26 protein-coding genes are annotated in these 26,382 nt (G+C 34.3%); 21 read left to right on the forward strand and 5 right to left on the reverse strand.

The genetic code is table 11. The annotated features are described in order from the left end of the window. The first annotated feature begins 270 nt into the window (after positions 1-270). Positions 271-1,338: an acyltransferase family protein gene (locus SBL16_RS10085; protein WP_107612263.1), complete on the forward strand. Its 1,068-nt coding sequence runs from the start codon at positions 271-273 to the stop codon at positions 1,336-1,338. A gap of 14 nt (positions 1,339-1,352) precedes the next feature. Further along, complete coding sequence (locus tag SBL16_RS10090; RefSeq protein WP_107612262.1) at positions 1,353-3,248, forward strand: DUF5776 domain-containing protein; 1,896 nt, start codon at positions 1,353-1,355, stop codon at positions 3,246-3,248. Between the two features lie 101 nt (positions 3,249-3,349). Here SBL16_RS10090 and mntC read toward each other — a convergent pair whose 3' ends face one another. The 3 genes from mntC to SBL16_RS10105 are packed head-to-tail and all read right to left on the reverse strand — an operon-like array spanning position 3,350 to position 5,848. Continuing rightward, a complete protein-coding gene (mntC, locus tag SBL16_RS10095) occupies positions 3,350-4,279 on the reverse strand; it encodes a manganese ABC transporter substrate-binding lipoprotein MntC (protein WP_107612261.1) in 930 nt (309 codons plus the stop codon). After that, complete coding sequence (locus SBL16_RS10100) at positions 4,276-5,112, reverse strand: metal ABC transporter permease (RefSeq protein WP_107612260.1); 837 nt, start codon at positions 5,110-5,112, stop codon at positions 4,276-4,278. The genes mntC and SBL16_RS10100 overlap by 4 nt, the downstream gene beginning before the upstream one ends. Then, on the reverse strand, positions 5,105-5,848 hold the full coding sequence (locus SBL16_RS10105; RefSeq protein WP_107612259.1) for a metal ABC transporter ATP-binding protein: 744 nt from the start codon (positions 5,846-5,848) through the stop codon (positions 5,105-5,107). Before SBL16_RS10105 ends, SBL16_RS10100 begins: the two co-directional genes overlap by 8 nt. 258 nt (positions 5,849-6,106) lie before the next feature. On the opposite strand from SBL16_RS10105, the gene SBL16_RS10110 reads away from it, so the two are divergent. The 11 genes from SBL16_RS10110 to SBL16_RS10160 all read left to right on the forward strand — a co-directional run bounded on the left by SBL16_RS10110 (position 6,107) and on the right by SBL16_RS10160 (position 17,507). Further along, entirely contained in the window at positions 6,107-7,306 is a 1,200-nt protein-coding gene (locus SBL16_RS10110) for a GTP-binding protein (RefSeq protein ID WP_107612258.1), read from the forward strand. A gap of 224 nt (positions 7,307-7,530) precedes the next feature. Then, positions 7,531-8,892 carry a branched-chain amino acid transport system II carrier protein gene (gene brnQ / locus SBL16_RS10115; protein ID WP_160380533.1) on the forward strand — a complete coding sequence of 454 codons (1,362 nt, stop codon included), beginning with the start codon at positions 7,531-7,533 and terminating at the stop codon, positions 8,890-8,892. Between the two features lie 247 nt (positions 8,893-9,139). Next, on the forward strand, positions 9,140-9,832 hold the full coding sequence (locus tag SBL16_RS10120; protein WP_011274475.1) for a class I SAM-dependent methyltransferase: 693 nt from the start codon (positions 9,140-9,142) through the stop codon (positions 9,830-9,832). Beyond that, positions 9,829-11,382: an ABC transporter substrate-binding protein gene (locus SBL16_RS10125; RefSeq protein ID WP_107612257.1), complete on the forward strand. Its 1,554-nt coding sequence runs from the start codon at positions 9,829-9,831 to the stop codon at positions 11,380-11,382. The genes SBL16_RS10120 and SBL16_RS10125 overlap by 4 nt, the downstream gene beginning before the upstream one ends. A 2-nt stretch (positions 11,383-11,384) precedes the next feature. Further along, complete coding sequence (locus tag SBL16_RS10130) at positions 11,385-12,338, forward strand: ABC transporter permease (RefSeq protein ID WP_107612256.1); 954 nt, start codon at positions 11,385-11,387, stop codon at positions 12,336-12,338. After that, entirely contained in the window at positions 12,338-13,105 is a 768-nt protein-coding gene (locus SBL16_RS10135) for an ABC transporter permease (protein WP_107612255.1), read from the forward strand. The genes SBL16_RS10130 and SBL16_RS10135 overlap by 1 nt, the downstream gene beginning before the upstream one ends. Continuing rightward, on the forward strand, positions 13,072-13,839 hold the full coding sequence (locus SBL16_RS10140) for an ATP-binding cassette domain-containing protein (RefSeq protein ID WP_107612254.1): 768 nt from the start codon (positions 13,072-13,074) through the stop codon (positions 13,837-13,839). The genes SBL16_RS10135 and SBL16_RS10140 overlap by 34 nt, the downstream gene beginning before the upstream one ends. Next, entirely contained in the window at positions 13,832-14,467 is a 636-nt protein-coding gene (locus tag SBL16_RS10145) for an ABC transporter ATP-binding protein (RefSeq protein WP_107612253.1), read from the forward strand. Before SBL16_RS10140 ends, SBL16_RS10145 begins: the two co-directional genes overlap by 8 nt. Before the next feature lie 58 nt (positions 14,468-14,525). Further along, on the forward strand, positions 14,526-15,698 hold the full coding sequence (locus tag SBL16_RS10150; protein WP_317953954.1) for a YbfB/YjiJ family MFS transporter: 1,173 nt from the start codon (positions 14,526-14,528) through the stop codon (positions 15,696-15,698). Positions 15,699-15,852: 154 nt separating this feature from the next. Beyond that, positions 15,853-16,077, forward strand: a complete 225-nt coding sequence (locus SBL16_RS10155; protein WP_011274482.1) for a hypothetical protein — start codon at positions 15,853-15,855, stop codon at positions 16,075-16,077. A gap of 569 nt (positions 16,078-16,646) precedes the next feature. Continuing rightward, positions 16,647-17,507: a patatin-like phospholipase family protein gene (locus SBL16_RS10160; RefSeq protein WP_107612251.1), complete on the forward strand. Its 861-nt coding sequence runs from the start codon at positions 16,647-16,649 to the stop codon at positions 17,505-17,507. A 109-nt stretch (positions 17,508-17,616) separates the two neighbouring features. Here SBL16_RS10160 and SBL16_RS10165 read toward each other — a convergent pair whose 3' ends face one another. Then, positions 17,617-18,942, reverse strand: coding sequence for an MFS transporter (locus tag SBL16_RS10165; RefSeq protein WP_107612250.1), 1,326 nt, complete (start codon positions 18,940-18,942; stop codon positions 17,617-17,619). A gap of 142 nt (positions 18,943-19,084) precedes the next feature. Between SBL16_RS10165 and SBL16_RS10170 the strand changes: the two genes are divergently transcribed. From SBL16_RS10170 to SBL16_RS10190, 5 genes are all read left to right on the forward strand, one after another. Further along, on the forward strand, positions 19,085-19,516 hold the full coding sequence (locus SBL16_RS10170) for a MerR family transcriptional regulator (protein ID WP_317953955.1): 432 nt from the start codon (positions 19,085-19,087) through the stop codon (positions 19,514-19,516). Positions 19,517-19,534: 18 nt separating this feature from the next. Continuing rightward, complete coding sequence (locus tag SBL16_RS10175; RefSeq protein WP_107612249.1) at positions 19,535-19,966, forward strand: 6-pyruvoyl trahydropterin synthase family protein; 432 nt, start codon at positions 19,535-19,537, stop codon at positions 19,964-19,966. Positions 19,967-20,123: 157 nt separating this feature from the next. After that, positions 20,124-21,140, forward strand: coding sequence for a hemolysin family protein (locus SBL16_RS10180; RefSeq protein ID WP_317953957.1), 1,017 nt, complete (start codon positions 20,124-20,126; stop codon positions 21,138-21,140). A gap of 170 nt (positions 21,141-21,310) precedes the next feature. Then, positions 21,311-21,739 (forward strand): Rrf2 family transcriptional regulator, encoded by a 429-nt coding sequence (locus SBL16_RS10185; RefSeq protein WP_053016131.1) that lies wholly within the window; start codon positions 21,311-21,313, stop codon positions 21,737-21,739. A gap of 126 nt (positions 21,740-21,865) precedes the next feature. Next, positions 21,866-22,504, forward strand: coding sequence for an NAD(P)-dependent oxidoreductase (locus SBL16_RS10190; RefSeq protein WP_317953959.1), 639 nt, complete (start codon positions 21,866-21,868; stop codon positions 22,502-22,504). Positions 22,505-22,636: 132 nt separating this feature from the next. Here the strand turns inward: SBL16_RS10190 and SBL16_RS10195 are convergent, their stop codons facing one another. Then, entirely contained in the window at positions 22,637-23,563 is a 927-nt protein-coding gene (locus tag SBL16_RS10195) for a LysR family transcriptional regulator (RefSeq protein ID WP_107612246.1), read from the reverse strand. A gap of 182 nt (positions 23,564-23,745) precedes the next feature. On the opposite strand from SBL16_RS10195, the gene SBL16_RS10200 reads away from it, so the two are divergent. The 3 genes from SBL16_RS10200 to SBL16_RS10210 are packed head-to-tail and all read left to right on the forward strand — an operon-like array spanning position 23,746 to position 26,314. Next, positions 23,746-25,056 carry a GntP family permease gene (locus SBL16_RS10200; RefSeq protein WP_223197224.1) on the forward strand — a complete coding sequence of 437 codons (1,311 nt, stop codon included), beginning with the start codon at positions 23,746-23,748 and terminating at the stop codon, positions 25,054-25,056. A 39-nt stretch (positions 25,057-25,095) separates the two neighbouring features. Then, on the forward strand, positions 25,096-25,851 hold the full coding sequence (locus SBL16_RS10205) for an SDR family NAD(P)-dependent oxidoreductase (protein ID WP_107612245.1): 756 nt from the start codon (positions 25,096-25,098) through the stop codon (positions 25,849-25,851). 40 nt (positions 25,852-25,891) lie between these two features. Beyond that, complete coding sequence (locus SBL16_RS10210; RefSeq protein ID WP_107612244.1) at positions 25,892-26,314, forward strand: lipocalin-like domain-containing protein; 423 nt, start codon at positions 25,892-25,894, stop codon at positions 26,312-26,314. The last annotated feature ends 68 nt before the right edge of the window (positions 26,315-26,382 follow it).

Raw genomic sequence — 26,382 nt, forward strand, 5'->3', positions numbered from 1 at the left:
TAGTTTATAATACGGATTTAAAATCCAAGGGAGCCTACAGTCTACTTCTCTCTACAACTATAAAAAATAGCTGTGAAGAAATCTATCGTCATAGATTTCTTCACAGCTAATCTTAGTATGTTTAACAACTTATTTGTAAAAATCAAAATAATTCATTTGTATTCTTTTGAAGTTATATAAATGACTATTGTACAATGAGGGTTGATTGCGATTTTTTTAAAAATTCAAACATAAAGCAATCTTAGTTTAGTATGTAAAAGGGAGATACAAATGAGAGTTTATACATCGATTATTTTCTGGATGAGCACAATCGCGTGTTTAAGTGTTGTAATGATACATACAATAACAACGACTTTTTATAAATTCGACATGCCTAATGAAGGCTACTTGTTAAGAATTTTTCAATTGTTATTGCTATACGCGACACCAATGTTTGTTTTTATTTCAGAGTTCTTGTTAGCTAAGCAGTATAAAACGAAAGTGAAAGATGGATTCTTTAAGCAAAAGCTACTAACGTTAGGCATTCCATATGTCATCATTAATTTAGGACTTGCGTATGTGTATGGACATCCTAAGAATTTTGAGGATTATATGGATTCTGTTGTATTTATGATGTTCCATGGTGGGACATTAACTTATTTTATTGTAATTATTTTTCAGTTCTATTTACTACATATAATATTTGCTAAACATTTGGTCAAACTTAATCCAATCAAATTAGTTATCTACTCATTAATAATTACCACTTTATTCTGGGCTATGAGAAACTTCATACCCGCACCAGAATCAATTTATTTTAATTGGTTGTGGCAAAGAGAAGGCTGGATGATATTTATTGGATGGTTGAGTTACTTCCTATTAGGTTTCTATATGGGTTATCATTATGAGAAACTAATGAACCATATTCAAAAATACACAATCCATATTGTGAGCGGAACGATAATTGTTACCATTTTTGTGGTTTGCAATTATCTATTTGGAATTTTAACTTTAGTCGACTCTAAACGTTTTGATACACCTATTTATGTGACACTGGTTATTTTATTATTCTTTTTAATTGCATCTTATTTCAAATACGTTCCAAGATTTATTATTTTCATTAGTAATTATTCATTTTCAATTTATTTAATTCATTACTTCTTTGTGCATAGATTAGGAGCGCTACACGATCATCCGTTGTTAAACATCCTATTTACGTTTACATTAACTGTGACATTCTCAATATGTATCGCTTATGTAATGAATTTAAGTAAATTTGGTAAGTATATTGTTGGCGGTATAGGGAAAATGAAGTATGAAACGTATTATCAAAGTTATAAACAAAATTTAGTGGATTAAAAGGTGGGAGAAGCATGGCTAAATTAGTTTCAATTATTGTATCTGTTTACAATAAGGAGCAGTTTTTAGAAAAGTGCATAGAGTCTTTAATTGATTTAAAGATGGACAAGAATAATATTGAAGCGATATTTGTAGATGATTGTTCAACTGATGAGTCGGTTAACATTATCAAGCATTATGAAAAGGACTATGACTTTATAAAATTAATTCAATTACCTGAAAATACAGGTAGTCCTTCTGAACCAAGAAACATTGGAATGAGACAGGCACAAGGTAAATATATTACGTTACTTGATGCGGATGATTGGTTAGATAAGGAAGGGTTCCCTCAAGTAATTGAGAAAGTGAATGCAGATGATGCCGACCTTGGTTTTGGACAAAGTTATAAACATAAGTCTAAAAACGTGAAGTATCATGCTAAGTTTACTTCTTATAAAGAAGCATCACATTTAAAACCACAAGATATTAGTAAGATTTTTAGAGCAGTAGGACCACCAGGAAAGGTATTTAAACGAAGTCTAGTCATGGATAATCATATTGAATTTGAACATATGAAATATGGCGAGGATAAGTTGTTTTTCTTTCAACTATTTGGAAAAGTGGACGATATCACAATGTCCACAATACCTATGTATCACGTAAATCGTTACGATGAAAACAAATCGCTAGTTCAGCAAACATCTATGTTAGAAAAAGCAAACTCAAATTTAGAAGTTCTGGATAGAACCTGTGATATGGATATGTCTTCAGAATTAAAGCATATGGCTTTAGCTAGAATAGTTGAAGTAGACTTTATTTCGAGATTCCTTCGTACGAAGACATTTATTAAATCTGCAGATAAAGAGAAATTTTATGCAGTAATTGAAAAGGTTGAACAAAAAATAAAAGAGCAAGGTATTGATATCAATACATTGATTACGAATCCAGTATTCAAGCAAATCTACACGTTATATCATCATGCAGATGAATCAGTATTTGTTAATTTTACAAAGGATGTCGTTAATGACCAATGGCGCTATATTATTCAAGATGGCATTGTCTTTAGAGATTTCGTTCATCAATATGACATGATTAAACCTACTGTTGTTGATTGCTACCCAGTTTACGAAGGTACGCAAATGATGGGAGAAAACAAATACGAAGTCATTCGTGTCATGAAACCAGACGATATAAGCATTCAATCAGTGAGTCTCATTGAAATCAACAATGCAGCGAATGAATATGAAGTGACGTATAAATATAGTGACGATAGAATTTATGTTCCACATGAGGAATTTGAAAAGTTAAATAAAGATATCAATATTAATTTTAATGTGAATTATGGTGAGTCAGGACGCTCATTGGTGTATGCTTCATACCCAAGTTTCAACGATGTATTTAAAATGAAACGCCAAAATTTCAAAGTTGAATTTGTGCATAAAAAGAATGAGAATAAAACACAGCAAATAACAAACCGTAAAAGTGAATATTTCACGAGAATAACGAATCCGATGATGACACTGAAAAAAATTAAAATATACAAAGATGTATCATTTAAAGAAGAAGTAGGTAGTCTAGAAGCGGGTACTAGAGTTGAAGCGTCAGATATTCAATATACATCGAAAGGCACACCTCGTCTGATATTAAAGAATGGTAGTATAATCACAGCGAATAAGGATTTTATAACCTTAATCAACACATCAGGATTAAACAAGTATATTACTGAGGTGCCTAAGAAAGTTAAAGTTATAAAAGCGTGTAAACTCTATGATTCACGTGAGTTTAAAGACAATACAGTACGTAAACTTAAAAAAGCTGATGTATTACCTATCAGAGACATCATTTATACGACTAACTCAACACCACGCTTAGTAACACAAGAAGGTTTATTCCTAACAGCAAATAAAGATTTTATTGAGATAATTAAGTAATGAAACTAAAGAAGCCAGTAAATGAAGTTGTTAAAACTCATTTACTGGCCATTTTAATAGGAGGATGATTTCCATGGACTTACTACATGAATGACTACATTCTATTCCATGCTGCCATGGATTGTTTTAATATTATGCTTCATCATTTTATAATATGAATCTCCTTTCGATCCTTTTTCTCCAATTGAATCTGTAAATACTTCTCCGTAAATACTTTTACCTGTTTCCTCAGATAGGCTATTCATAGATTTTTTATCAACACTTGTTTCAACTAATAAATGTTTGATGTGATTGTCTTTAACAAACTTGATAGCTTGTTTCATTTGTGATGGTGTACCTTGTTTTTCAGTATTAATCTCCCAAATATACCCTGGTTTAATATCGAAGGCTTTTGAGAAGTATTTGAAAGCACCCTCACTTGTAATCATGGCACGTTCTTGTTTCGGAATATCATTGAATTTATCTTTACTGTCTTTATTTAACTTTTCAAGTTGAGCAAGATAAGCATCACCTTGTTTGTGATAATCAGCTTTATGTGATGAATCTGCTTTAACGAGTTGTTCTTGAATATTCTTAACATATTGAATACCATTATCCAGACTTAACCACGCATGTGGATCAATCTTATCTTTATTACCAGTTTCCCCGTTTAAATAAATTGGCTTAACTCCTTTAGACACCGCGAAGACTGACTTGTCATCAGTAGATTTACCCGCTTGTTCTAAAGCCTTCTCAAACCAACCGTTACCAGATTCTAAATTGAAACCATTGTAGAAGATAACATCTGCGTCAGTAAGTTGTTTAATATCTTTCGGTTTAACTTCATATTCATGCGGGTCTTGTCCGACAGGCACAATGCTATGAACGTCAACCTTGTCTCCACCAACCTGTTTAACCATGTCATAAATAATAGAATTAGTTGTTACGACCTTTAATTTGTCATGACCTTTAGAGTGTTGATCACTTGAATTTGAACCACAAGCTGCGAGTACTAAGATTAATGCGATAAGTAATGGAATAAATTTTTTCATGTTGTTTGTACACCTCTATACTTTGTTTTTATTTTTGAAAAGAGAAGAGTCAAGATATAAATACTAAATGTTGCAATAACAATCGTTGCACCACTCGGTAGATTGTAAATAAAGCTAAAGTATAATCCTATGATAGAGCTTACTATGCCTATTAAACTTGCTACGATCATCATTGAATATAGATTCTTTGTGATTAAAAAGGCAGTCGACGCCGGTGTAACAAGTAATGCAACGACTAAGATAATGCCGACAGTTTGAATACTCGCGACGGTTACTAAGGCGAGTAACAGCATTACAAAATAATGAATCATTGTTGTATTCAATCCGCTCACACGACTGAATGTCGCATCAAAAGTTGAAATCATTAATGGACGATAAAGTATGACAATGAGTAGTATCACAATGACGCCAATAATGATGGTTGTCCAAAATGTTTTTCGGGTAATAGCGAGTAAATTTCCAAATAAAATATGATGCAAATCCGTCGTACTATTAATAAGACTAATAATGATGACACCCGTTGCGAGAAACGCAGTGAAACTAATACCAATAGCTGCATCAGGTTTCGTTTTACTATTATTTGAAATGTAGCCAATTAATAAACTTGCGATCATACCAGTGACTAATGCGCCGATGAACATTGGAATATTGAATAAGAATGACAACGCCACACCAGGTAAAACAGCATGACTCATCGCATCCCCCATCAACGACAATCCACGGAGGATAATCAAACTTCCTACAGTTCCACACACAATACCTACGACAATAGATGTAATTAAAGCTCGATTTAAAAATTGATAATCGAATAAATGTTGAATGAAATCAGTCATTAGATATGTCACTCCCTTCTTTAAGAGTAGAAGTCACATTAAATAGAAATGTCCGGTTTAAATATTGTGGCTGCATCGCTTGATGACTAGGACCGAAAAATCTAACTGTACGATTAAGTAAAAGAATTCGATCAAAATATTGTTCAGCTTTCGACAAATCATGATGCACAATGAGAATAAGTTTGCCCTGGTTTTTTAAATGTTGAAGCTTTTCCATAATGAGTTGTTCACTATTAAAGTCAATGCCCACAAATGGTTCGTCCAATAGATAGACGGTACTATCAGACATCAAAGCTCGTGCCACAAGTACACGTTGCAGCTGCCCACCACTAAGCTCAGAAATTTGTTTGTATTGTAATGATTCCAAGTCTAAGTCTCTTAATAATTTATGAAACTTCATTTTTGACGCGTGATCGACGCGTCTGAACCAGCCGATGGTTTGGTAACAACCAGACAAGATGACTTTTTCAACATTGATTGGAAAGTCCAAATCTAATTGTGCTTTTTGAGGAATATATGTAATATATTGCAATTGTTTATGTATGGATTTGCCATATAAATTCATCTCGCCACTCGCGTTAAACGATCCAATTAAACTTTTTAATAAAGAGGATTTACCAGCACCGTTAGGCCCCATAATACCAATAATTTCTCCAGAAATTGGAATCTTTAAAGTAATATCTTTAAGCACATGTTTATGATTTAAATGCAAATTCATGTTGCTAATGTCTATCAATCAATTACCTCCTAAATAAAAGTTTAGGTTAACCTAATTTATTTTATAATAAACACCGAAAACAGTTTGTGTCAAGTCGAGATAGTCAATAAAAATGTGGTAATAGTATAAATTTGTTTCCGAAAGTAAGGTCTAAAGTGGGCGTTAATTATTGATATTGCTGTATTTAATGAAACGTGGCTCGATTGACAATTAAATAATTAAATGTAAAATATAAAACGTAATTATTACGATTTATAAAAAGAAAGGTATGATTTTATGGGCAAGATACCTGTAACGGTATTGAGTGGTTACCTTGGATCAGGTAAAACAACATTACTTAACCACATTTTAAATAATCGGGAAGGTCGTCGAATTGCGGTTATTGTTAATGATATGAGCGAGGTCAATATTGATAAAGACTTAGTTGCAGATGGGGGTGGACTATCAAGAACGGATGAAAAACTAGTAGAACTGTCAAATGGTTGTATTTGCTGTACGTTAAGGGACGATTTATTACAAGAAGTTGAGCGCTTAGTAGAAAAGGGAAATATTGATTATATCGTGATTGAATCTACAGGTATATCTGAACCGGTACCTGTTGCTCAAACATTCTCTTATATTGACGAAGCATTAGGTATCGATTTAACGTCAATCTGTAAACTCGATACGATGGTAACTGTTGTGGATGCTAATCGATTTATTAACGACATTAATTCCGAAGATTTACTTGTGGATCGTGATCAAGGTGCAGATCAAACAGATGAGCGCTCAATTGCGGATTTACTTATTGATCAAGTGGAATTCTGTGATGTTTTAGTGCTAAATAAGACAGATTTAGTAACCGAAGCAGAATTAACAAAATTAGAAAATATCTTAAGAAAGTTACAACCAGATGCACATCTAATTAAAACAACAAATGCCGAAGTTGATATTAACGACGTATTAGATACAGGTCGCTTTGACTTTGAACAAGCGAGTAACTCTGCAGGATGGATAAAAGAATTAACTGAAGGTGGTCACGCGGAACATACACCTGAAACAGAAGAGTATGGGATCGGTTCTTTCGTTTATTCAAGACGATTACCGTTTCACGCGAAACGTTTCAACGATTGGTTAGAACAAATGCCTAATAATATTGTTCGTGCTAAAGGTATCGTCTGGTTGGCACAATATAATCAAGTTGCATGTCTACTATCACAAGCAGGTTCATCTTGTAATATTAGTCCGGTAACCTATTGGGTGGCTGCGATGTCCAAAGAACAACGAGAACAAATTTTAAATCAGCGACCTGATGTTGCGCAAAGTTGGGACATAGAATATGGTGACAGAAATACACAATTTGTGATTATAGGTACTGAATTAGATCAAGAAAAAATTGTGAAAGAATTAGACCAGTGCTTAGTCAATGGTGATGAAATTGATAGCGATTGGAAACAATTAGAAGATCCATATCATTGGCAAATTCGAAAAGCTTAAACTCACGACATAGTAAAGCAATAATTTTTTAAAAGTAAGACTTAAGATGGCTTTAACACCTTGCACATTGCGTTAAAGTAAGTTAACGCTCTGTGGCGAGGTGTCTTTTTTATGAAAGAACAACTCAAATGGTTGATGATTTAAATTTATTGAATATTTTGAACAAATCGACACTAAATTTATGTATAATAGCTAGTAAACATATAATAGGAGAGATATGACACATGATGAAACAAAAACTTTCAATCAAAGAAAATATATTTATTGGTTCGATGTTGTTTGGCTTATTCTTTGGTGCAGGAAATTTAATCTTTCCTATTCATCTTGGACAAACAGCAGGTTCAAATGTTTGGCTTGCGAATTTAGGTTTTCTAATTACAGCCATTGGACTACCTTTTCTAGGTATAGTAGCGATTGGTATCTCTAAAACAAATGGCGTCTTCGATATTTCATCTCGAGTGAGTAAAGGCTATGCGTACGCATTTACGATTGCCTTATATTTGGTCATTGGACCATTCTTTGCTTTACCAAGGCTTGCAACAACATCGTATGAAATTGCATTTTCACCATTTATTTCGGCAGGTACTGGAAAAGTTGTATTACCGATATTTAGTATTTTATTCTTTCTTATAGCATGGTTTTTCTCAAGAAAGCCATCTAAAATTTTAGATTACATAGGTAAATTCTTAAATCCAGTATTTTTAGTATTACTAGGTATCGTAGTTGTCTTAGCATTTATTAAACCAATGGGCGGTATTAGTCATGCCCCAGTAAGTGCAAATTATAGTGATAGTGTCTTATTGAAAGGGTTTATAGACGGTTATAATACGCTAGATGCACTTGCATCACTCGCTTTCGGTATTATCATTGTGACAACAATTAAGAAATTAGGTATTACTAATCCAAATGGGATCGCTAAAGAAACTTTCAAGTCAGGTTTTATAAGTATCGTAGGAATGGGCATTATTTATACGTTACTCGCTTTAATGGGTACAATGAGTTTAGGTCATTTTAAAGTGAGTGAAAATGGTGGTATCGCACTGGCTCAAATTGCGCAGCACTATCTTGGAGATTACGGTATTATCATTTTATCTCTAATTATTATTGTCGCATGTTTGAAGACGGCAATTGGTTTAATTACTGCATTTTCAGAGACATTTACAGAACTATTCCCGAAAATGAATTACCTTTGGTTAGCAACAGGTGTAGCATTACTCGCTTGTATCTTCGCTAATGTCGGGTTAACTAAAATTATTATGTATTCAACGCCAGTATTGATGTTTATCTATCCGCTAGCGATTACACTGATTTTATTAACGCTTGTCAGTCCATTATTTAATCATTCGACAATTGTTTATAAATTTACAACGTTCTTTACAATGTTTGCAGCGTTCTTTGATGGTGTAAACGCAAGCCCAGAATTCTTTGCAAAGACATCATTTGCACAAGCATTAATAAGTTTCGCTGAACGTTATTTACCGTTCTTCACAATTGGAATGGGTTGGATTGTTCCGGCAATCATAGGATTTGTAATAGGACTTATCGTTTATTTAATTCGTTCTCGTAGACAAACTCAAACACAATAAATATTAAATAATAACATGTAAGCCTGGGACATAAATCAATGTCTCAGGCTAAAAATATATATTGGCAGTCGTTGACTGAATTAAAATGCACTTGTAACAAGCATCTTTTTAATTCTAGTCAACCTTCCCCATAGCTTATTTTTTTGCATTCAATCATAACTTTTAAAATTCTTATTGTGTAATTGTACATAGTGTAGTACTATTTAAAACGTAATTATTACGATTTAAAACGAGCGAGGAGAATTAGATGACTAAGAGTTATGATGTTTGGTGGCAAAAAGGCCAAGAATCAGATGATGATATGGCGCGTGACCATCAAGAAGCTTGGGAGAGAACTATAGAAATGCTTGATACATCGGATATCAAAGGGAAGACAATTTTAGATGTGGGATGTAATCAAGGTGGCTTTTTAAGAAAATTATATGACACAACGCCATTTAAAGAAGGTGTCGGCATCGATTTAGCACGTTTATCTTTAGAAAAGGCAGAAACTTTAAAAGGCGAACGTCCACTTACATATTATTTAACCGATAAACCACAAGAGACAAATAGAACATTTGATACTGCTGTAAGTACATCTGTCCTGTACTTAATCGAAGACATTCCACAACATGCACAAGATTTAAAAGAAGTGTTGAAACCGGGAGGCGTTTACTATGCTTCATTCGCCGATTTAACCAATAATCCTAGTCGTCAATTTATGGATGACACGATTAATCAATACGGCGCAACACCTTCTCAGAACCATTCTTTAAAACATATCGTTGATAGTTTTGTTGATGCAGGGTTTGAAGTTGCAGTAATGAAAGAACCTGTGCCTGACGTGATTGATTTAACACATTATAGTGATTTTTATCTATCACCAAATGATTATCTACAAACACTTTATGAGGAATCATTTTTAATTAAAGCAAGCGTGAAAGAAGGTATCGGGAAATGAAAAAACGTGTATTAATTACAATGGCAGCAAGCGCAACGCTCTTATTAGCAGGTTGTGGGAATGACCAAAAAGAAGATAAAAATATCACAGTATCGCTACCTACTGAAGCGAAAGCAGATAAACTTGACGCACAAGGTTATGACGCCGCAATGCCAGTCTATAGTGCAATATATGATGCATTAGTTAAATATGATAAAGACAAAGGTGTGAAAGCTGGTTTAGCAGAAAAATGGAATGTTGATGACTCAGGAAAAGTTTATGAATTCCATTTGAAAAAGAACGTTAAATTCTCAGATGGCTCGGCTTTAGATGCTAAAGCAGTGAAATTCTCGATTGAGCGTGCGAAAGCGATGAACAAAGATACGACTGTAGAAACGTTAAAAAAATTGGATAAGGTCGTTGTTAAAAATGATCATGTTGTCCAAATTAGATTGAAGTCACCATCAAATCAAGTGTTGAATGAATTAACACAAGTGAGACCATTACGTATTATGAGTCCACATTCCGTTGAAAATGGTAAAGTAAATGGCAAATTTGAAAAAGCGATTGGAACAGGTGCCTTTGTCGTTGATAAAACTGGCAAAGAAAAAACGACGATGAAGCCAAATAAGTATTTCAACGACAGCCATCCAGTTAACTATAATCTTGCGTTCCAAACAATTGAAGATGGAGATTCAAGAAACTCAGCAGTTCAAAGTGGTTCTGTAGATATTTCTGGTGGCGCTTTAGGAATGCTGTCAGATCAGCAAATTAAGCAAGACAAGAAAAATAAAAACTTAACTGTTGAAGATAAACCAAGTACAGTAAGTCATTTCATGGCATTTAATCCGGATAATGATGTATTAAAACAACGTACAATCCGTGAAGCCATTAGTAAGAGCATCGATACAAAAGATATTGCGGGTAAATCTGTAAATGGTTTATTCCAGAAGAACGTAGAATTTGTAAACAAAGATAATCAACAGGCACATGACTATGATGTAAAAGAGGCTGAGAAATTACTTAAAGAAGAAGGTTATCACAAGAACAGGGACGGCATTTTTGAAAAAGACGGTAAATCATTAACATTTAATTTGGTTATTCAAACTGCAGAATTCCCAAGTTGGAAAGATAAAGCAGAAAAAGTGCAACGTCAACTTAAAAAAGCTGGCATTAAGTTAAATGTGAAAACGTTAGATTCACAATCATACTATGATACGTTATGGACGAAAAAAGATTATGACCTCATCTTCTATAGAACGTATTCAGATGCCTTAATGCCATATAATTTCATGAGTTCAGTATTTAAAAATAATGATGGCAAGTCAGGTGTATTAGCTAATGATAAAACATTGACTCAGCAACTAGATGATTTCCCAACAACTGTATCTAAAAAAGAACAACAGCGTTCATTTGATGAAATATTTAAACACTTTAATCAACAATATTATGGTGTGCCTATTGCTTATCCAAATGAAACCTTTGTCGTTAGTGATAAAGTGAAGCAATTCAAATTCTCTGGACTTACTGATGCTCCTATTGATTATAAAGCGTTGAAAGTTAATGAGTAACAATGCTTAAACGAACAATTAAATTAATACTTTACTTAATCGTGAGTTCGTTTATTATATTCGTTTTAGTCGAGAAGACATCAGGTAATCCAGCGATACTATACTTACAACGTCATGGTTATACGTCGATTACCCAGGAATATATTGAAGCAGCACAACATAAACTTGGTTTGGGCCAGCATTTTTTATTAAGATATATCGATTGGGTTGGACATGCACTTACTGGTAACTTGGGATACAGTTTTAGTACAAATGAGCCAGTAACAACTATGATTATGGAGGCCATCATTCCAACATTAATATTAATCGTTGTTTCAAGTTGTATCATGTTGCCATTTGGTTATATGGTTGGTTATTTTATTGGAACGCGCCCACATACTCGATACGCGAATGGTATTCGTGGATTCGCTCAAGTGATGACTTCTATGCCGGAATATTGGTTAGCCATTTTGTTTATATATTATTTAGGAGTACGTTGGCAGTTGCTACCTTTTGTAGGTAGCGATTCCTGGCAACATTTCGTGCTACCCATCTTCACCATTGTTGTTATAGAAGGATGTCATATCTTATTGATGACATCGCACCTTATTGCGCAAACATTAGATAACGATGCGTATCAACTTGCTCAGTTAAGACATTATTCATTAAAGGCGCGTATCATTGTCCAGATTAAAGAGATATTTGCACCACTCATGACCATTTCAATTAACAGTGTGATTCATTTAATAGGAAAAGTAGTCATACTTGAAGTAATCTTCAGCATGTCTGGTATAGGGAAATTATTAATTAATGCTATCAATCAACGAGATTATCCACTTATTCAAGGCATTGTGGTCTTTATCATCGTCTTAATTATGTTCATTAATTATTTAGGCGACATTATCATTTTAAACAATGAACCTAGACTTCGACGACATACCAAACGCCAAGCCCATGAGAAAAGAGGTGTGTCGTGATGAAAAAATATCAAACTTACATCTCCATAAGTACAATATTAAGTGTGATGTTTGTACTAATTGTATATTGCTTTATGCAAGACACACAAAACTTGGACCCACTTCAATCACCTAATAGCCAACATTGGTTAGGCACGGATCAATTAGGCAGAGATTTCTTAGTCAGACTGATTGTAGGTAGCCTAGTCACATTAAGCTTAACTAGCGTGGTAATTCTGTTAAGTGTTTGCATTGGACTGGTCTTTGGGTTAATTGCAGGTATAGAAAGAAAATGGTTAGACCAAATCATCATGTTTATTGCTGATATGCTATTGGCAATTCCTTCGTTTATTATTGCATTAGTCATCTTAAGCTTAGTAAGTAATTCAATGCTAGGTTTGATACTAGCTTTAACGATTGGATGGATAGGCCGTTATTTACGTTATTTCAGAAATTTAACACGAGATATTCAAAAACGTCCCTTTGTCAGTTATGCAAGACTAAGTGGTAACTCAACGTTTAAAACGACAGTGGCGCACGTGATTCCGCATTTACTAAGTAATATATTTGCTTTGGTCACGGCTGACTTTGGCAAAATGATGCTAAGTATATCTGGACTTGCCTTTTTAGGCCTGGGTATTAAACCACCGACGCCTGAGTTAGGAACCATTCTCTTTGACGGGAAAAGTTATTTCAATGGTGCACCTTGGCTCTTCTTCTTCCCTGGTGTACTGTTAGGAGGTTTCGCCTTATTATGTCAAATGATCAACAAAAAAATAACACAATGACGCCTGTAGTTAAAGTCAATCAATTATCCATCTTAGATCATAATCGGTCATTGTTAAACGATGTGAATTTGACAATAACTAAAGGTGCATTTCATTGCATTATAGGTGAGAGTGGTAGTGGGAAGTCATTATTGACGAGAACTATTCTTGGAATGAAGCCATCACAACTAAGCTATCAAGGAGCTATCAGGATTGATTTGAATAAGGCGGATGCCGTTTTTCAAGATGTTCAAAGTAATATGTTTCAAAACGTGACCTTGGCTAAACATTTCCAATATATTTATGAAGCTAACCATTCACAACTATCTAAACAAGATATCAAGAAAGACGTCTTAGATAAAATGCAATTACTCGGTTTAAATCAAGGTGAACAATTACTTAAACGATATCCCTTTGAACTTAGTGGAGGTATGGCACAACGTGTAGCCTTTATAATGTCATTAATTAGACGTCCGGACTACTTATTTTTAGATGAACCGACGAGTGCGCTAGATCAAGAGAATGTTAAAAAGTTTATGCACTATTTGATTAAGGCACAGGAACATTATCAAATGACAATTATCTTTATTACACATGATATTAACTTAGTTAAGGATTATGCCACTCATATTAGTATTATGCAGCAAGGTCAATTGATTGAGAGTGGTGAGGCATCATCCATTTTAGCTAACCCCACACATAGCTATACGAAAAATTTAATTGCTATCGCACATCGGAGACAGGCCTATGCTTAAAATTGAAAGATTAACTAAATACATTAATGGGAAACTTATCTTCAAAGATATATCATGTGCAATTAATGACCAACATTTACTTATAAGTGGTGAAAGTGGCTGTGGTAAGTCTACGTTAGCCAAGATTATCGCCGGATTAGATATGAATTATCAAGGTGACTTATACTTTAATGGCCAATTGCGTAAGTCATATACGGCAAAAGAATGGATGAAACACATCCAATATGTCCCTCAGTATCAACGTGACACATTAAATCAGCGTAAAACCGTATTATCTACGTTATTAGAACCACTTAAGAATTACAAATTTGATAAGCAAAGTTACACATCAAGAATAGAAGCGGTACTTAGACAATGTAAGTTACCACAAAGCATACTCAATCAAAGCATTTCAACGCTAAGTGGTGGGCAATTTCAACGTGTCTGGATAGCGAAGGCACTAATTCTAGAACCAGAGATATTGATATTAGATGAAGCAACGACAAACTTAGATGTGATTAACGAGGAAGAAATACTTCAAATGTTAATCGCATTAAAGCAAACGCAATTAATCATTATTTCACATGATGCGTACGTCTTGAGTCGCTTTAAAGGCGTTCAGTTACAACTCAAACAATTGAATAATTAGAGTCAAACCTCCTGATAAGGTATATACTTAATGGTACATACTGGACGGGAGGTTTTTTATGATACCTAAACAAGCTTATAAACAATTGGTATTAAGCATGCTAGCATTAATGATTGCAATGTCAATTAGCCGTTTTGCATATACGCCGATTTTGCCATTTATGCAACAAGATACCTCGATGAATAACCAGAATGCAGGTCTGTTAGCGACATTCAATTATTTAGGTTATCTAATCGGTGCTATCATACCTATGTTTATTACGATAAAATCTAAAGTCTTTGATTTAAAGTTGTATGTCATGATTAATGTAATTTCTGTTATTTTAATGGGATTTTCAGAGCATTTTCTTATCTGGTCAGTACTGCGAATAATTGCCGGGATAACGAGTGGTACGATCTTTGTTTTAGCATCTAACGTGGCGTTAGAAGCATTAAGAATGGCTAATAAACAAAGTATTTCGGGAATTTTATATAGTGCAGTAGGAATAGGGATATTTTCTAGTAGTATTTTTATCTTTCTTTATACACAAGGTCAGACTTGGAAAGCAACATGGATTATATTAGGTGTTGTGGCTTTAATGGCAGGTATCATTATACTAACCAGCATGAAAGACAACCCTTCAATCTCTATACATACAACGTCATCAAATCAGAATCAAGGAAAGGCATTAAATCGTGCATTTATTATTCCATTCTCGATTGCCTATTTTTTTGAGGGAGCAGGCTATATTGTTACAGGAACATTTTTAGTCGCACTTATTAAGACTATACCTGCATACGCAGATTACGCTGCATTAAGTTGGATGTTTGTAGGACTAGGCGCTATGCCGGCCACGTTAATTTGGTCATTATTTGCTGAAAAGTTTGGGTACAAAAAGGCGATATATAGTGCATTAATATTACAAATTATTAGTGTAGGATTGCCTATCTTTTCACATCATATGCTAGGATTAATCATTGCTTCGATGCTATTTGGTGCAACCTTCTTAGGTTTAACAACATTATTTATGTCGAAAAGCCAAGAACTTATTTATCATACAAATCAAAAGTTAAATCTTGTATCGTTATTAACAGTCATTTATAGTGTCGGACAAATGATAGCGCCAATGATTGCGGGAGTACTCATCGGAGACTCAAATAATTATCAGTTGGCGTTAACCTTCGCAATGATATTACTTATACTAGGTTTCATATTTAGTGTAATAAGCTATAGATTTAATGCATATAAATAAGAACATGTGGAAATACATGGTTTGGTTAAGAATTTTTTAAATCGTAAGCAATATAGAAGTTTGGAAGTCATAAAAATAGGGCATATTTTACTAATTAAACCTTTCATGAAAAATGAAACGGCATGAGGTTTTTAATTTATAGGGGGATTGTCACATGAATATTTATAAATTACGTTATCAACATTATAAAGATATTGTTGATGATAATATCTTAACAGTATTTGTATTGGCTAAAAATGAAGAAGAAGTTGAACAATTCGCGAAAAAAGTAAGTTATGCAGTTGAGAGTATTACACAAATCTCTCAAGAAGAATACGAAAAAGAAAAAGCTAAAGATGAACATTTCGGTCTTGAGCATGCTGAAAATTATTTAGATTAATATGAATTATCGGTCGGGGAGTGGGTCAGAAATAATATTTTCCAATATTAATTTTGTTGTACCCCAGCTTGCTTAGCTTGTAGAATTCCTTCAGGAAATTCTCTTTGCTGGGGCCCCGAACCCCAGCTTGCTTAGCTTGTAGAATTTCTTCAGGAAATTCTCTTTGCTAGGTCCCCAAACCCCAGCTTGCCTAGCTTGTAGAATTTCTTCAGGAAATTCTCTTTGCTGGGGGGCCTCGCTCACCAGTCAACTACTGCTAATATATATTTGTAGAGGCTGGAACATTAAGTTCTTGAATAATTATAAAAAGAGCCTGGGACATAAATAATATGATGATGCTATTTTGCAAATTCGCAGTAGCTGACTGAACTGAAAATGCGCTTAAATCAAGCTTTTTTCAGTTCTAGTCATCCTTGCGGGGGTGGGACGACGAATTTAAAAAGAATTCTGTCCCACTCCCTTATTTACTGGCTATTTATCTGGGAAATATATCCCAGCCTCCCTTCTTTTTTGTAATATGAATAAAAAGAGATTATATTCAATGTAATTGACTAAAGGAGATATGTAATATGAATAAAAAAGACAATTTAGAACATGCAATTGTACTTGGCGGTGGTGGTTCGCTAGCCATAGGTTGGGAGTTAGGCTATCTGTTAACATTATCTAATCAAGGTATAGATGTCCGTCATGCAGATTTAATGATAGGTACATCGGGTGGCGCGCAAGCTGCTACAGGTTTAACATCTGACAAGAGTTTTGATGTCATTTATGATGAGCAAATTGCACCTAAATCAAATGAAATGCCGCCAGTTAAAGATATGTCAGGGATTTTTGAAAGATATGCTCAAATACAAGAGCACTCGAATTCACCTAAAGAATGGATTGAGAATTATAGTATCTACGCACTAGAAGATCATAAATTTAATGAGAGCGTACATATTACTCGCTTAGAGCATAGAATTAAAGGTACTGAATGGCCATCTAATTTGATGATTACTGCTATTAATGCGCGTAAGTCAGAGCGTGTCGCATTAACGTCTGATAGTCAAGTGAATTTACACAGAGCTATGGCTTCAAGTGGTTCGTTACCAGGTGTTTGGCCGGCTACGACGATTGATGGTGTCAAACATTTTGATGGTGGATGTCATTCCATGGAGAATGCAGATTTAGCTAAAGGTGCTAAGAAAGTACTTATCTTTGCGACGAATCTACCTGTTTCAACACCATATAAATTAGAAGATGCCATTAAAGAACTCGAAGAAAGTGGCGCTAAAGTCAAATTAATTACACCTAGTAAAGCAGTATTTGATAAATTAAATGAACTAGGCGGTAATACAGTAGATCCATCAATTCGACCTGACATTTTCAAAGCTGGAGAAGCTCAGGCACTTGAAGATGTAGAGATAATTAGAAACTTTTGGAATGAATAAAAGTGACTTTTAAGTTTAGATCAAAGTGACATTGTTATTGAATATTGACTATAAAAAGGAGACTTGGACTATGAATTTAATAAAATTCTGTCCATCTCCTTTTTTCCATTTAAATTGACTTTGTTTGGCGTTGAGTCATCCATAACACAATGAAGCCGATAATCATATAAATAACAATTAGCCACATCACAACGTGATAATAATGAATAATATGCGTTATATTTGATGTGAAAAAGACGATAATTGATAAGCCGATTGGGCCACCTAATTGGTGCATGGTATTAGTCATTCCACTTGCAGCACCTGATAAACTAGCATCTACTTCATGAATGCCGGCACTTGTAATAGGAGCCAGTAACCAACCTTGACCAAGACCTACGAGTAACATCGGAATACCTATCGCAAGCCAATATCCATGTAATGGATTCAAACTAGCTGTAATAATTAATCCTAAAGTCAGTATAATTTGACCGAGTAATAGCACATTTGTATTGCCTAATTTTTCAGTAAAGTAAGGAAGATACAATGCCGCAACAAAATTAACAATGGTTAAAGGTAAGAAAGCCATACCAGCTTGTAACGGTGTATAATGATATAAATGTTGCATCATTTGTGGCAAGATAAACCAATAAGATAACATTGCCATCATAAATATAAAACGACCGACATAAGCGCCTGTGCGCACCTTATTCTTAAATAATGACATTGGCATTAATGCAAATGGTAATTTGCGTTCAAATATTACGAATATAATTAATAAAATGAACCCAATAATGACTGCAATGATAGATTCATTTGTCATGCCATATACAAGTGTCATTATCGCAATAACTGAAAGTATTGCACCAATAAAGTCAATTCGTACACGATGAACCTTAGTAGATTTTACAAAAAGCAACGTTAAGATAATTAAAATAATAGTGAAAGGAACATTAATCAGGAAGCCAGATCGCCAACTGATTGTACTTGTTAACCAACCACCGAGAAGTAAACCAATGCTTGAACCAATACCAGCAGTGGCGCCGTAGTAACTAATGGCTTTACTTCTTTCCTTACCTTCGAAATGGTCCATAAGTAAAGCGAGTGTTGTAGGTGCAATAATCGCCGAACCAATACCTTGTATTGCTCTAAAAGTAATAATTTGTATACTATTTTGTGCAAGCCCGATACATAAACTTGATATCCCAAATAACACTAAACCACTTAAAAATATACGTTTACGCCCTAATAAATCACCTAGTCTACCTGCTAACAATAAGAAACCACCGAATGTAATTGTATAAGCATTTGATACCCAAGATAAGGACGCTTTATCCATATGTAGGCTTTGAGCGATCTTGACAGTACTTGTAAATATAATTGAGTTATCCATTAATATTAAAAAATAACTAAATAAAATGATGAAGAGTATAATTTGATTTGTCTTTTTAAACATATTGACACGTCCCTTTAGAAGAATAGTAATAGTCTAAACTATGGAGTGAACTCCATAGCAAGTATTAATTTTTAAAAATTTCCAATGACTAAAATTTTTAAATTATGGTATAACTTAGGGAACGATAAGGAGTGAATGTGCTATGAATACGAAAGAAGTTGTAGAATTTATGGGATTATCTCAAGATACATTGAGATATTATGAGAAAGTAGGCGCTATACCACCAGTTGAACGAAATCAAAATGGCTATCGTGATTATAGAACAAACGACTTGAACTGGATATATTTAGTAAGAAACTTACGTCTTGCTGGTGTGAAAATTGAATTGCTTATAGAGTTTTGTAAACTAGGGCAATTACCTTCAAATGAAGACACGCAGCAACGTCAAAAAGAGATACTTAATGAACAATTAAGTGAACTAGATGCCAAATTAGAAGTAATGCACAAAGCTAGAAATTTATTGAAATATAAGATAGATACCTATGATAGTCATTTAGCTCAATTTAATGCAGGTGAACTATCAAAGGATAATGTGGATAAACTGTGGGAAAAACCTGAAATAGTGAATAGATAAATTAAGGAGGAAGAAATCATGTCTAATCATTTCGATCATATCCAACCACCCAATCAATTCAAATATAGAGAGGGCCGAACTGTTTTAAAACAACAATATGATTTCAAGTGTGATAATCGAATTTATTTTAGTGAAGATATATTTCGAGATTTGCATGATCATTCATATCGCTTGTATGTAGACGTACTTTCACCAATTGGTGATTATGGTCTTGGATTAGACTTTAATGAAGTAGATGCGATTTATAATAAAGTGATCGAACCTAAATTAAATCATCAACTCATTAACGAAACGTTGCCTGATATGAATACGACTGCTGAAAATATTGCAATGTGGATTTGGGATGAATTTGAACAACATCTTCCGGGTGAACATTGTATGTATGCGTTACAGCTATTTGAGACTGACCGCCATGGGGTAAGTCTAAATCGTTCCATTATGAAGTCTTAAGTCACTACTTATAAAAAAGAGGGGTTCTCAATTTTACCTTTTGAATTAAGTACTATTTATATAATTAATCAAAATTTAAATATTTTGATTATATATGTATTATTGATATAATTAGTATAGTAGCAAGTCTACAATTTTTTATTTTGGAGGAACATATTTGGGGACCACACTTAGTCTTATTACTTTTATATTATTATTAGTCCTAACGGCTTTTTTCGTGGCGACAGAGTTCGCTATTGTTAAAGTCAGAGAAACAAGAATTGCACAATTGTCTAATGCAGGTGAGAAGAAAGCGATTGCCGCAAAAAAGGTTGTCGATCATCTTGATGAATACTTAGCTGCCTGCCAATTAGGTATTACCATTACCGCACTAGGTATCGGTATGGTAGGAGAATCTACATTTGAATTTATATTACATCCTTTATTCAGCAGTATTGGTATTCCTGAAGCTTGGATACATCCATTTACAATTGGTGGCGCATTTGTTATCGCGACATTTTTACACGTTATTGTAGGTGAAATGGCACCTAAGACGATTGCTATCCAAAAGGCAGAATATATTACATTGCTTTTTGCGAAACCGATTATCTTTTTCTATAAAATAATGTATCCATTTATTTGGATATTAAATGGTGCAGCACGTTTGATATTAAAAATGTTCAATATGAAACCTGCTAAAGAAAGTGAAGTCTTCCATTCTGAGGAAGAACTGAAACAATTAATCCACGATAGCCATGAAGGTGGCGAAATTAATGATAGTGAGTTACATCATATTAACCAAGCATTTAAGTTTGATAATTTAGTCGCAAAAGATATTATGATTGATGAAAAACATGTTAAAACGCTAAACTTAAATACGAGTTTTGATGATGCAATTCAACAAATTAAAGTAGATGCGTTTACAAGATATCCAGCTGTTAAAGATGATCAAATTGTTGGTTTCATACATTCCAAATCATTGTTCAATGTGGAACAACCATCTAAACTAGAGACGTTCGTTAATCCAATTATTAACGTTAAAATGAATACACCATTGAAACACATTTTAGAAATGATGAAAAAGAGAAAAGTGCATATCGCAGCTGTTTATAATGACGCTGATTTCAAGGGAATCATTACATTAGAAAATATTCTTGAAGAAATCGTTGGCGATATCGAAGATGAATATAATTAATGTGAATTTAGTCTTATATAATTAATATTATTATGTCTTATTATGACCCTATTATTGAGATTTTAAAAATCTTGATGATAGGGTCTTTTTTAAAATCAAAATTAAGTAAATTCAAAAACATTGACTTACTAATTAACTTGTAACTATAATGGTTACATGAGGTGAGAAGATTGAAAATTAGTAGTCGTTTCACTGTGGCTGTGCATATTCTAGCATTAGTCAAAGTTGAACAGTCGCAACCACTAACGTCCTCTTGGATTGCTAGTAGTGTGAACACCAATGCTGTAGTAATTAGAAGATTAGTAGGTAAATTGAAACAAGCGAATTTAATCGAAACACAGCAAGGAAGTGGTGGCATTCAACTGAGAAAGCCTTTAACAGACATTACATTACTTGATGTGTATCAAGCGGTGGAAGTCGTTGACGAAGGTGAATTATTCCAAATGCATGAAGACACGAATATAAATTGTGTTGTAGGTGCCAATATCCAGAGTGTGCTTGAAATCATTCTCATACGTGCACAAGATGCGATGGAAGGTGTCTTGGCTAATGTCACAATGGATGATATTGTTACAGGCATCTTGCAACGAAACGGATAAGTCGTCATCCGTTATATCTTACATGTAACTATTATAGTTACAAGTACAAGTGCGATAATGAAGCTGTCTCACAACGACCTAATTGACTGACATCACCATAAATATAAAAATGTGGAGGAATAAATCATGAAAATCGGTATTATCGGAGCAACAGGTAAAGTTGGAAATAAAGTATTAACAGAAGCACAAGCACGTGGTCATGAAGTCACTGCAATTGTTAGAAATGCGAGCAAACTAAATGATCAAGATGTGAAAGTGCTTGAAAAAGATATTTTCAGTTTAACAGTAGATGACATCAAAGATCTTGGTGTTGTTGTAAATGCTTTTGGTGCGCCATTAGGTGAGGAAGAAGCCCATGTAGAAGCGGGACGCGCTCTAATTAAATTGCTTAAAGAGGTAGATACAAGAGTGATTGTAGTAGGTGGTGCAGGTAGCTTATTCGTAGATGAGGCGCATACAACACGTGTACTTGAAACACCAGATTTCCCAGATATGTTTAAACCAACTGCTAAAGGTCAAGGACGTAATCTCCAAGATCTTCAAGATAGCGAGGGCATTACTTGGACATTTGTTAGTCCATCAGCAGAGTTCGATGCAGAAGGTAAACGTACAGGTTCTTATACATTAGGTAAAGATGAATTGCTTGTAAATAGTCAAGGTAATAGCTACATTAGCTATGCAGATTACGCTATTGCAATTGTAGATGAAGCTGAAAATGCAGCTCACATTAACGAGCGATTCACAGTCGTTGGCGAACAAGCATAATATATTGAACGATAAATTTTAAGGCTAAATGATTATTGTCTGAGAATAAGCAAACGAAGGACGTGGAACAGAATTCTTTATGAATTCATTGTTCCACGTCCTTCGTCTTTTCTATGTCTAATCAAGTAGTTGTTAATTCATATCTTGCTTCATTCCGGATTTCGCCATTTGGATAAATGTCTTAGCTGCTCTAGATAGTGGTTTTTTATCATTTTCTTTGTATGCTAATACGACTCGATTGTAATAGTGGTGTGGGTTCAATTGGACAAACGCGCCATTAAAACGATGAGACGTCATATCTTTAACACTCTTAGGGACAAATGTGATCGCGATGCCTTCATTGACGAGACGAAGCGCATTCTCGACACTAACCGTTTCCATCATCACATCAGGTACAACATTATAATCATTTAAGTTTTGATTAGATAATTGGCGTAATGTCATTTCAGGCTTAAGCAAGATAAATTTCTCATTATCTAACAAATGAAATGGAAATTCACCATCGTCAGCGTGTGCTCTAGCTTGTTCGATAAGCTGATGTCCAGGAGGTAACGCTAAATATACATTTTCTGTATATAAAATATCATAAGATAAATCCTCGGTATATAACGGTAAAATCGTCACACCTATATCCACTTTTTGATCGGAAACGATTTGTTCAATTCGATGTGCCACTTCTTCTACTAATTCAATCTCCACGCCCGGGTAATGTTCTATAAACTTTGGCAAGATACTATAAAGCGTATGTGTAGCTAAAATAGGATTAACACCTATACGGATACGCCCCTTTTTCAAATTAGAAATCGTCTGCAATTCATCGCGCATTTGAGTATCAATATCCTCAATTTCATGTAAATAATCTAGAAATCGCTCAGCTGAATACGTAAGTTCTAGCGGGTTGCTGTCCCGGTTAATTAATGTCACACCTAAGTCATTCTCAACGTCTTTAATATAACGGCTTAAATAGGGTTGAGAAATATAAAGGTGTTTCGCTGCATGTGAAATACTGCCGTAACGTTGAATGGCTTCTAAATATTGAATTTTATTTTTATAGGTCATATCGATGTCCTCCTTTCAGTTGGATTTATATATAGCTATAACTATTTAGTTATATATTTGATAGTTAAATACGTCTTTTACTTTCAGGTCATATGGTCAGATAATAGATTTAGACATAAAACAGACACATTTTCCAGAATGCGTATTGTTATTTTCATACCGTTGGGGGTGACGTTATCGACATGATCGGAACGATAGGAATTGTATTAGCAATTATTTTTATTATATATATGTCCGTCAAAAACTATTCTATTTTAGTTATAGGGCCTGTGGCATCTATTATAGTCATTTTGACGAATAAATTACCATTTTTCGACTCACTAATTGGAACGAAAGCGTCTTATATGACTGGTTTAGCGGACTTCATCGTTAGCTTCTTTGGCGTTTTTATACTCGGTTCGTTATTAGCGAAATTTATGGACGAAAGTGGTGCCGCTCAATCTATCGCTGAAAAGATTGTTTCTAAGACTGGTACGAATAGTCCATATGCTATTTTAGTTGCCATATTTATTATTACAGCGATATTGACATATGGCGGTATTAGTCTATATGTCGTTGTATTCGTATTAATTCCATTAGCGAAACCACTTTTCAAAGAAATGGACTTAGCTTGGAACTTAATCGGTATACCAGTTATGCTTGGTTTGGGTACGTTTACAATGACAATGCTACCTGGTACACCTTCAGTACAGAATGTTGTACCAACTAAGTATTTAGACACAACTTTAACAGCAGCACCGTTACTAGGGATAGTTGGAACGGTCGTCGCAATTGCATTTGGACTTTGGTATATGAAACATGCATTAAACAAGAGTATCGCCAAAGGTGAATCATTTGCGGACTATGATATTGAGGATAAGAACTTGGAAACGAAAGAAAAAACACCAAACTTTTTACTCAGTATATTACCAATATTAGTGCTCATAGTAATGAACATTATTGGTAGTGCAATGGGTATCTCAAATATCATACTTATTAGTTTAACGACATCTGTGATACTTTCAGCACTGCTATTCTTTAAATACATTCCAGTACAAAAGAAAGTGATCAATGAAGGTGCATCTAATTCATTAATGCCAATGTTCCTTACTGGTTCAGCAATTGCATTTGGAACGGTTATTACATTGGCACCAGGATTCGAAACAATTCGCTCATTAATATTAAATATTCCTGGTAATCCATTAATTAGTTTAGCTGTTGCATCAGCACTATTTGGTGTGATTACAGGCTCAGCATCAGGTTCACTTGGTATTGTGTTACAAGCATTCGGTAAACACTATGTTGATATGGGCATTGATCCTGAAGTCATTCACAGAGTTGCAACGATGTCATCATCAATATTTACAGTAATGCCTCATACAGGCGTGGTATTAACATTCTTTGCAATTACAGGATTAACACATAAAAACGGCTTTAAATATTTATTTATAACAAACACAGGTGCCAATCTTTTAGCGCTAATTGTTATATTATTAGGCGTTATTATTTTTTAAGAAAATGCAGCACCAAACACTTACAGGAGGTAATTAATTATGACAAGAAATGTAATCGTAACAGGTTCAGCACAAGGAATAGGATTTGCAATCGCGCAAGCATTTGATAAAGAACAAGATCGTGTCTTTATCTTCGACATGAATCAAGAAGCGGCAGATAAAGCTGCAAGTGAATCAAACAATGGCGTTGCATACAAAGTAGACATTACAAATGAAGATGAAGTTTCACAAGCGATTGAAGATGTGAATAATAAATATGGTGCAATCGACGTGTTAGTTAACAATGCAGGTATTCAACATATTGATAAAGTAGAAGATTTCCCATTAGCTCAATGGAACAAAGTGATTGGTGTCATTCAAACAGGTACATTCCTAATGACAAAACACGTGTTACCTTCAATGAAACAACAACAAAGTGGTCGCATTGTTACGATTTCATCTGCACATGGTGAAATGGCGGATCCATTTAAATCAGCTTATGTTGCTTCTAAATTCGCACAAATTGGTTTCACGAAAACTGTTGCACTTGAAACAGTGAAAGATGGTATTACAGCTAATGCAGTATTACCTGGACCTGTACGTACGTCATTAATTGAAAACCAATTAGCACATCTTGCACAACAAGACGGTTCAACTGAACAAGAAGCAATGGAAAAATATATCACAGGTAAAATGCCTATGAACCGTTTATTAGAACCTTCAGAGATTGCAGCAACAGTTGTATTCTTAGCTTCTGAGGGTGCTACAGCAATTACTGGTGAAACAATCAGTGTTTCTGGCGGTTCAAACGCATAATAATAAATGTATTCAAAAATTAAGAAAGGATGTATTCAAAATGGCAGAACTTAAAGAACAATTAATCGGAACTTGGAAATTAGTAAGATATCAAGATGAAGATAAAGATGGCAACATCTTCTTTCCACTAGGTAAAGATGCGACAGGTTTCATTATGTATAACCCAGATGGTTATATGTCAGCACAATTAATGCAACAAGGTCGTAAAGCCTATGAATCAGGCGATTTACACACAGGTACGAAAGATGAAATGGCTGAAGCTGCACATGGTTATGTTGCATATTCAGGTCGTTTTGAATTAGATGAAGAAAATTCAACAGTTTATCACACTATGGAAGTCAGTATGAATCCAACTTGGTTAGGCGATACACAGCCACGTTTATTTGAATTAGAAGGCGATACACTTAGTATTGTAAACGGCAATGTGCCTAACCAAAAATTAGTATGGCAACGTGTGAAATAAAGTTACGCTTTAGCAAAATGATTAAAAAATACACTTTAAAGGTAGAAACGTTATGAAAGTCACTTTAA

Source organism: Staphylococcus sp. NWU MK-U1 (assembly GCF_033283505.1).
Taxonomy (GTDB): Bacteria; Bacillota; Bacilli; order Staphylococcales; family Staphylococcaceae; genus Staphylococcus; species Staphylococcus haemolyticus.

Coding starts and splice junctions, on each gene's coding strand:
- SBL16_RS10110 (WP_107612258.1), top strand. CDS start 6,107: ATGGGCAAGATACCTGTAACGGTATTGAGTGGTTACCTTGGATCAGGT.
- SBL16_RS10165 (WP_107612250.1), bottom strand. CDS start 18,942: ATGTTTAAAAAGACAAATCAAATTATACTCTTCATCATTTTATTTAGT.
- brnQ (WP_160380533.1), top strand. CDS start 7,531: ATGATGAAACAAAAACTTTCAATCAAAGAAAATATATTTATTGGTTCG.
- SBL16_RS10160 (WP_107612251.1), top strand. CDS start 16,647: ATGAATAAAAAAGACAATTTAGAACATGCAATTGTACTTGGCGGTGGT.
- SBL16_RS10155 (WP_011274482.1), top strand. CDS start 15,853: ATGAATATTTATAAATTACGTTATCAACATTATAAAGATATTGTTGAT.
- SBL16_RS10190 (WP_317953959.1), top strand. CDS start 21,866: ATGAAAATCGGTATTATCGGAGCAACAGGTAAAGTTGGAAATAAAGTA.
- SBL16_RS10200 (WP_223197224.1), top strand. CDS start 23,746: ATGATCGGAACGATAGGAATTGTATTAGCAATTATTTTTATTATATAT.
- SBL16_RS10135 (WP_107612255.1), top strand. CDS start 12,338: ATGAAAAAATATCAAACTTACATCTCCATAAGTACAATATTAAGTGTG.
- SBL16_RS10175 (WP_107612249.1), top strand. CDS start 19,535: ATGTCTAATCATTTCGATCATATCCAACCACCCAATCAATTCAAATAT.
- SBL16_RS10145 (WP_107612253.1), top strand. CDS start 13,832: ATGCTTAAAATTGAAAGATTAACTAAATACATTAATGGGAAACTTATC.
- mntC (WP_107612261.1), bottom strand. CDS start 4,279: ATGAAAAAATTTATTCCATTACTTATCGCATTAATCTTAGTACTCGCA.
- SBL16_RS10140 (WP_107612254.1), top strand. CDS start 13,072: ATGTCAAATGATCAACAAAAAAATAACACAATGACGCCTGTAGTTAAA.
- SBL16_RS10100 (WP_107612260.1), bottom strand. CDS start 5,112: ATGACTGATTTCATTCAACATTTATTCGATTATCAATTTTTAAATCGA.
- SBL16_RS10195 (WP_107612246.1), bottom strand. CDS start 23,563: ATGACCTATAAAAATAAAATTCAATATTTAGAAGCCATTCAACGTTAC.
- SBL16_RS10125 (WP_107612257.1), top strand. CDS start 9,829: ATGAAAAAACGTGTATTAATTACAATGGCAGCAAGCGCAACGCTCTTA.
- SBL16_RS10170 (WP_317953955.1), top strand. CDS start 19,085: ATGAATACGAAAGAAGTTGTAGAATTTATGGGATTATCTCAAGATACA.
- SBL16_RS10130 (WP_107612256.1), top strand. CDS start 11,385: ATGCTTAAACGAACAATTAAATTAATACTTTACTTAATCGTGAGTTCG.
- SBL16_RS10205 (WP_107612245.1), top strand. CDS start 25,096: ATGACAAGAAATGTAATCGTAACAGGTTCAGCACAAGGAATAGGATTT.
- SBL16_RS10120 (WP_011274475.1), top strand. CDS start 9,140: ATGACTAAGAGTTATGATGTTTGGTGGCAAAAAGGCCAAGAATCAGAT.
- SBL16_RS10150 (WP_317953954.1), top strand. CDS start 14,526: ATGATACCTAAACAAGCTTATAAACAATTGGTATTAAGCATGCTAGCA.
- SBL16_RS10085 (WP_107612263.1), top strand. CDS start 271: ATGAGAGTTTATACATCGATTATTTTCTGGATGAGCACAATCGCGTGT.
- SBL16_RS10090 (WP_107612262.1), top strand. CDS start 1,353: ATGGCTAAATTAGTTTCAATTATTGTATCTGTTTACAATAAGGAGCAG.
- SBL16_RS10210 (WP_107612244.1), top strand. CDS start 25,892: ATGGCAGAACTTAAAGAACAATTAATCGGAACTTGGAAATTAGTAAGA.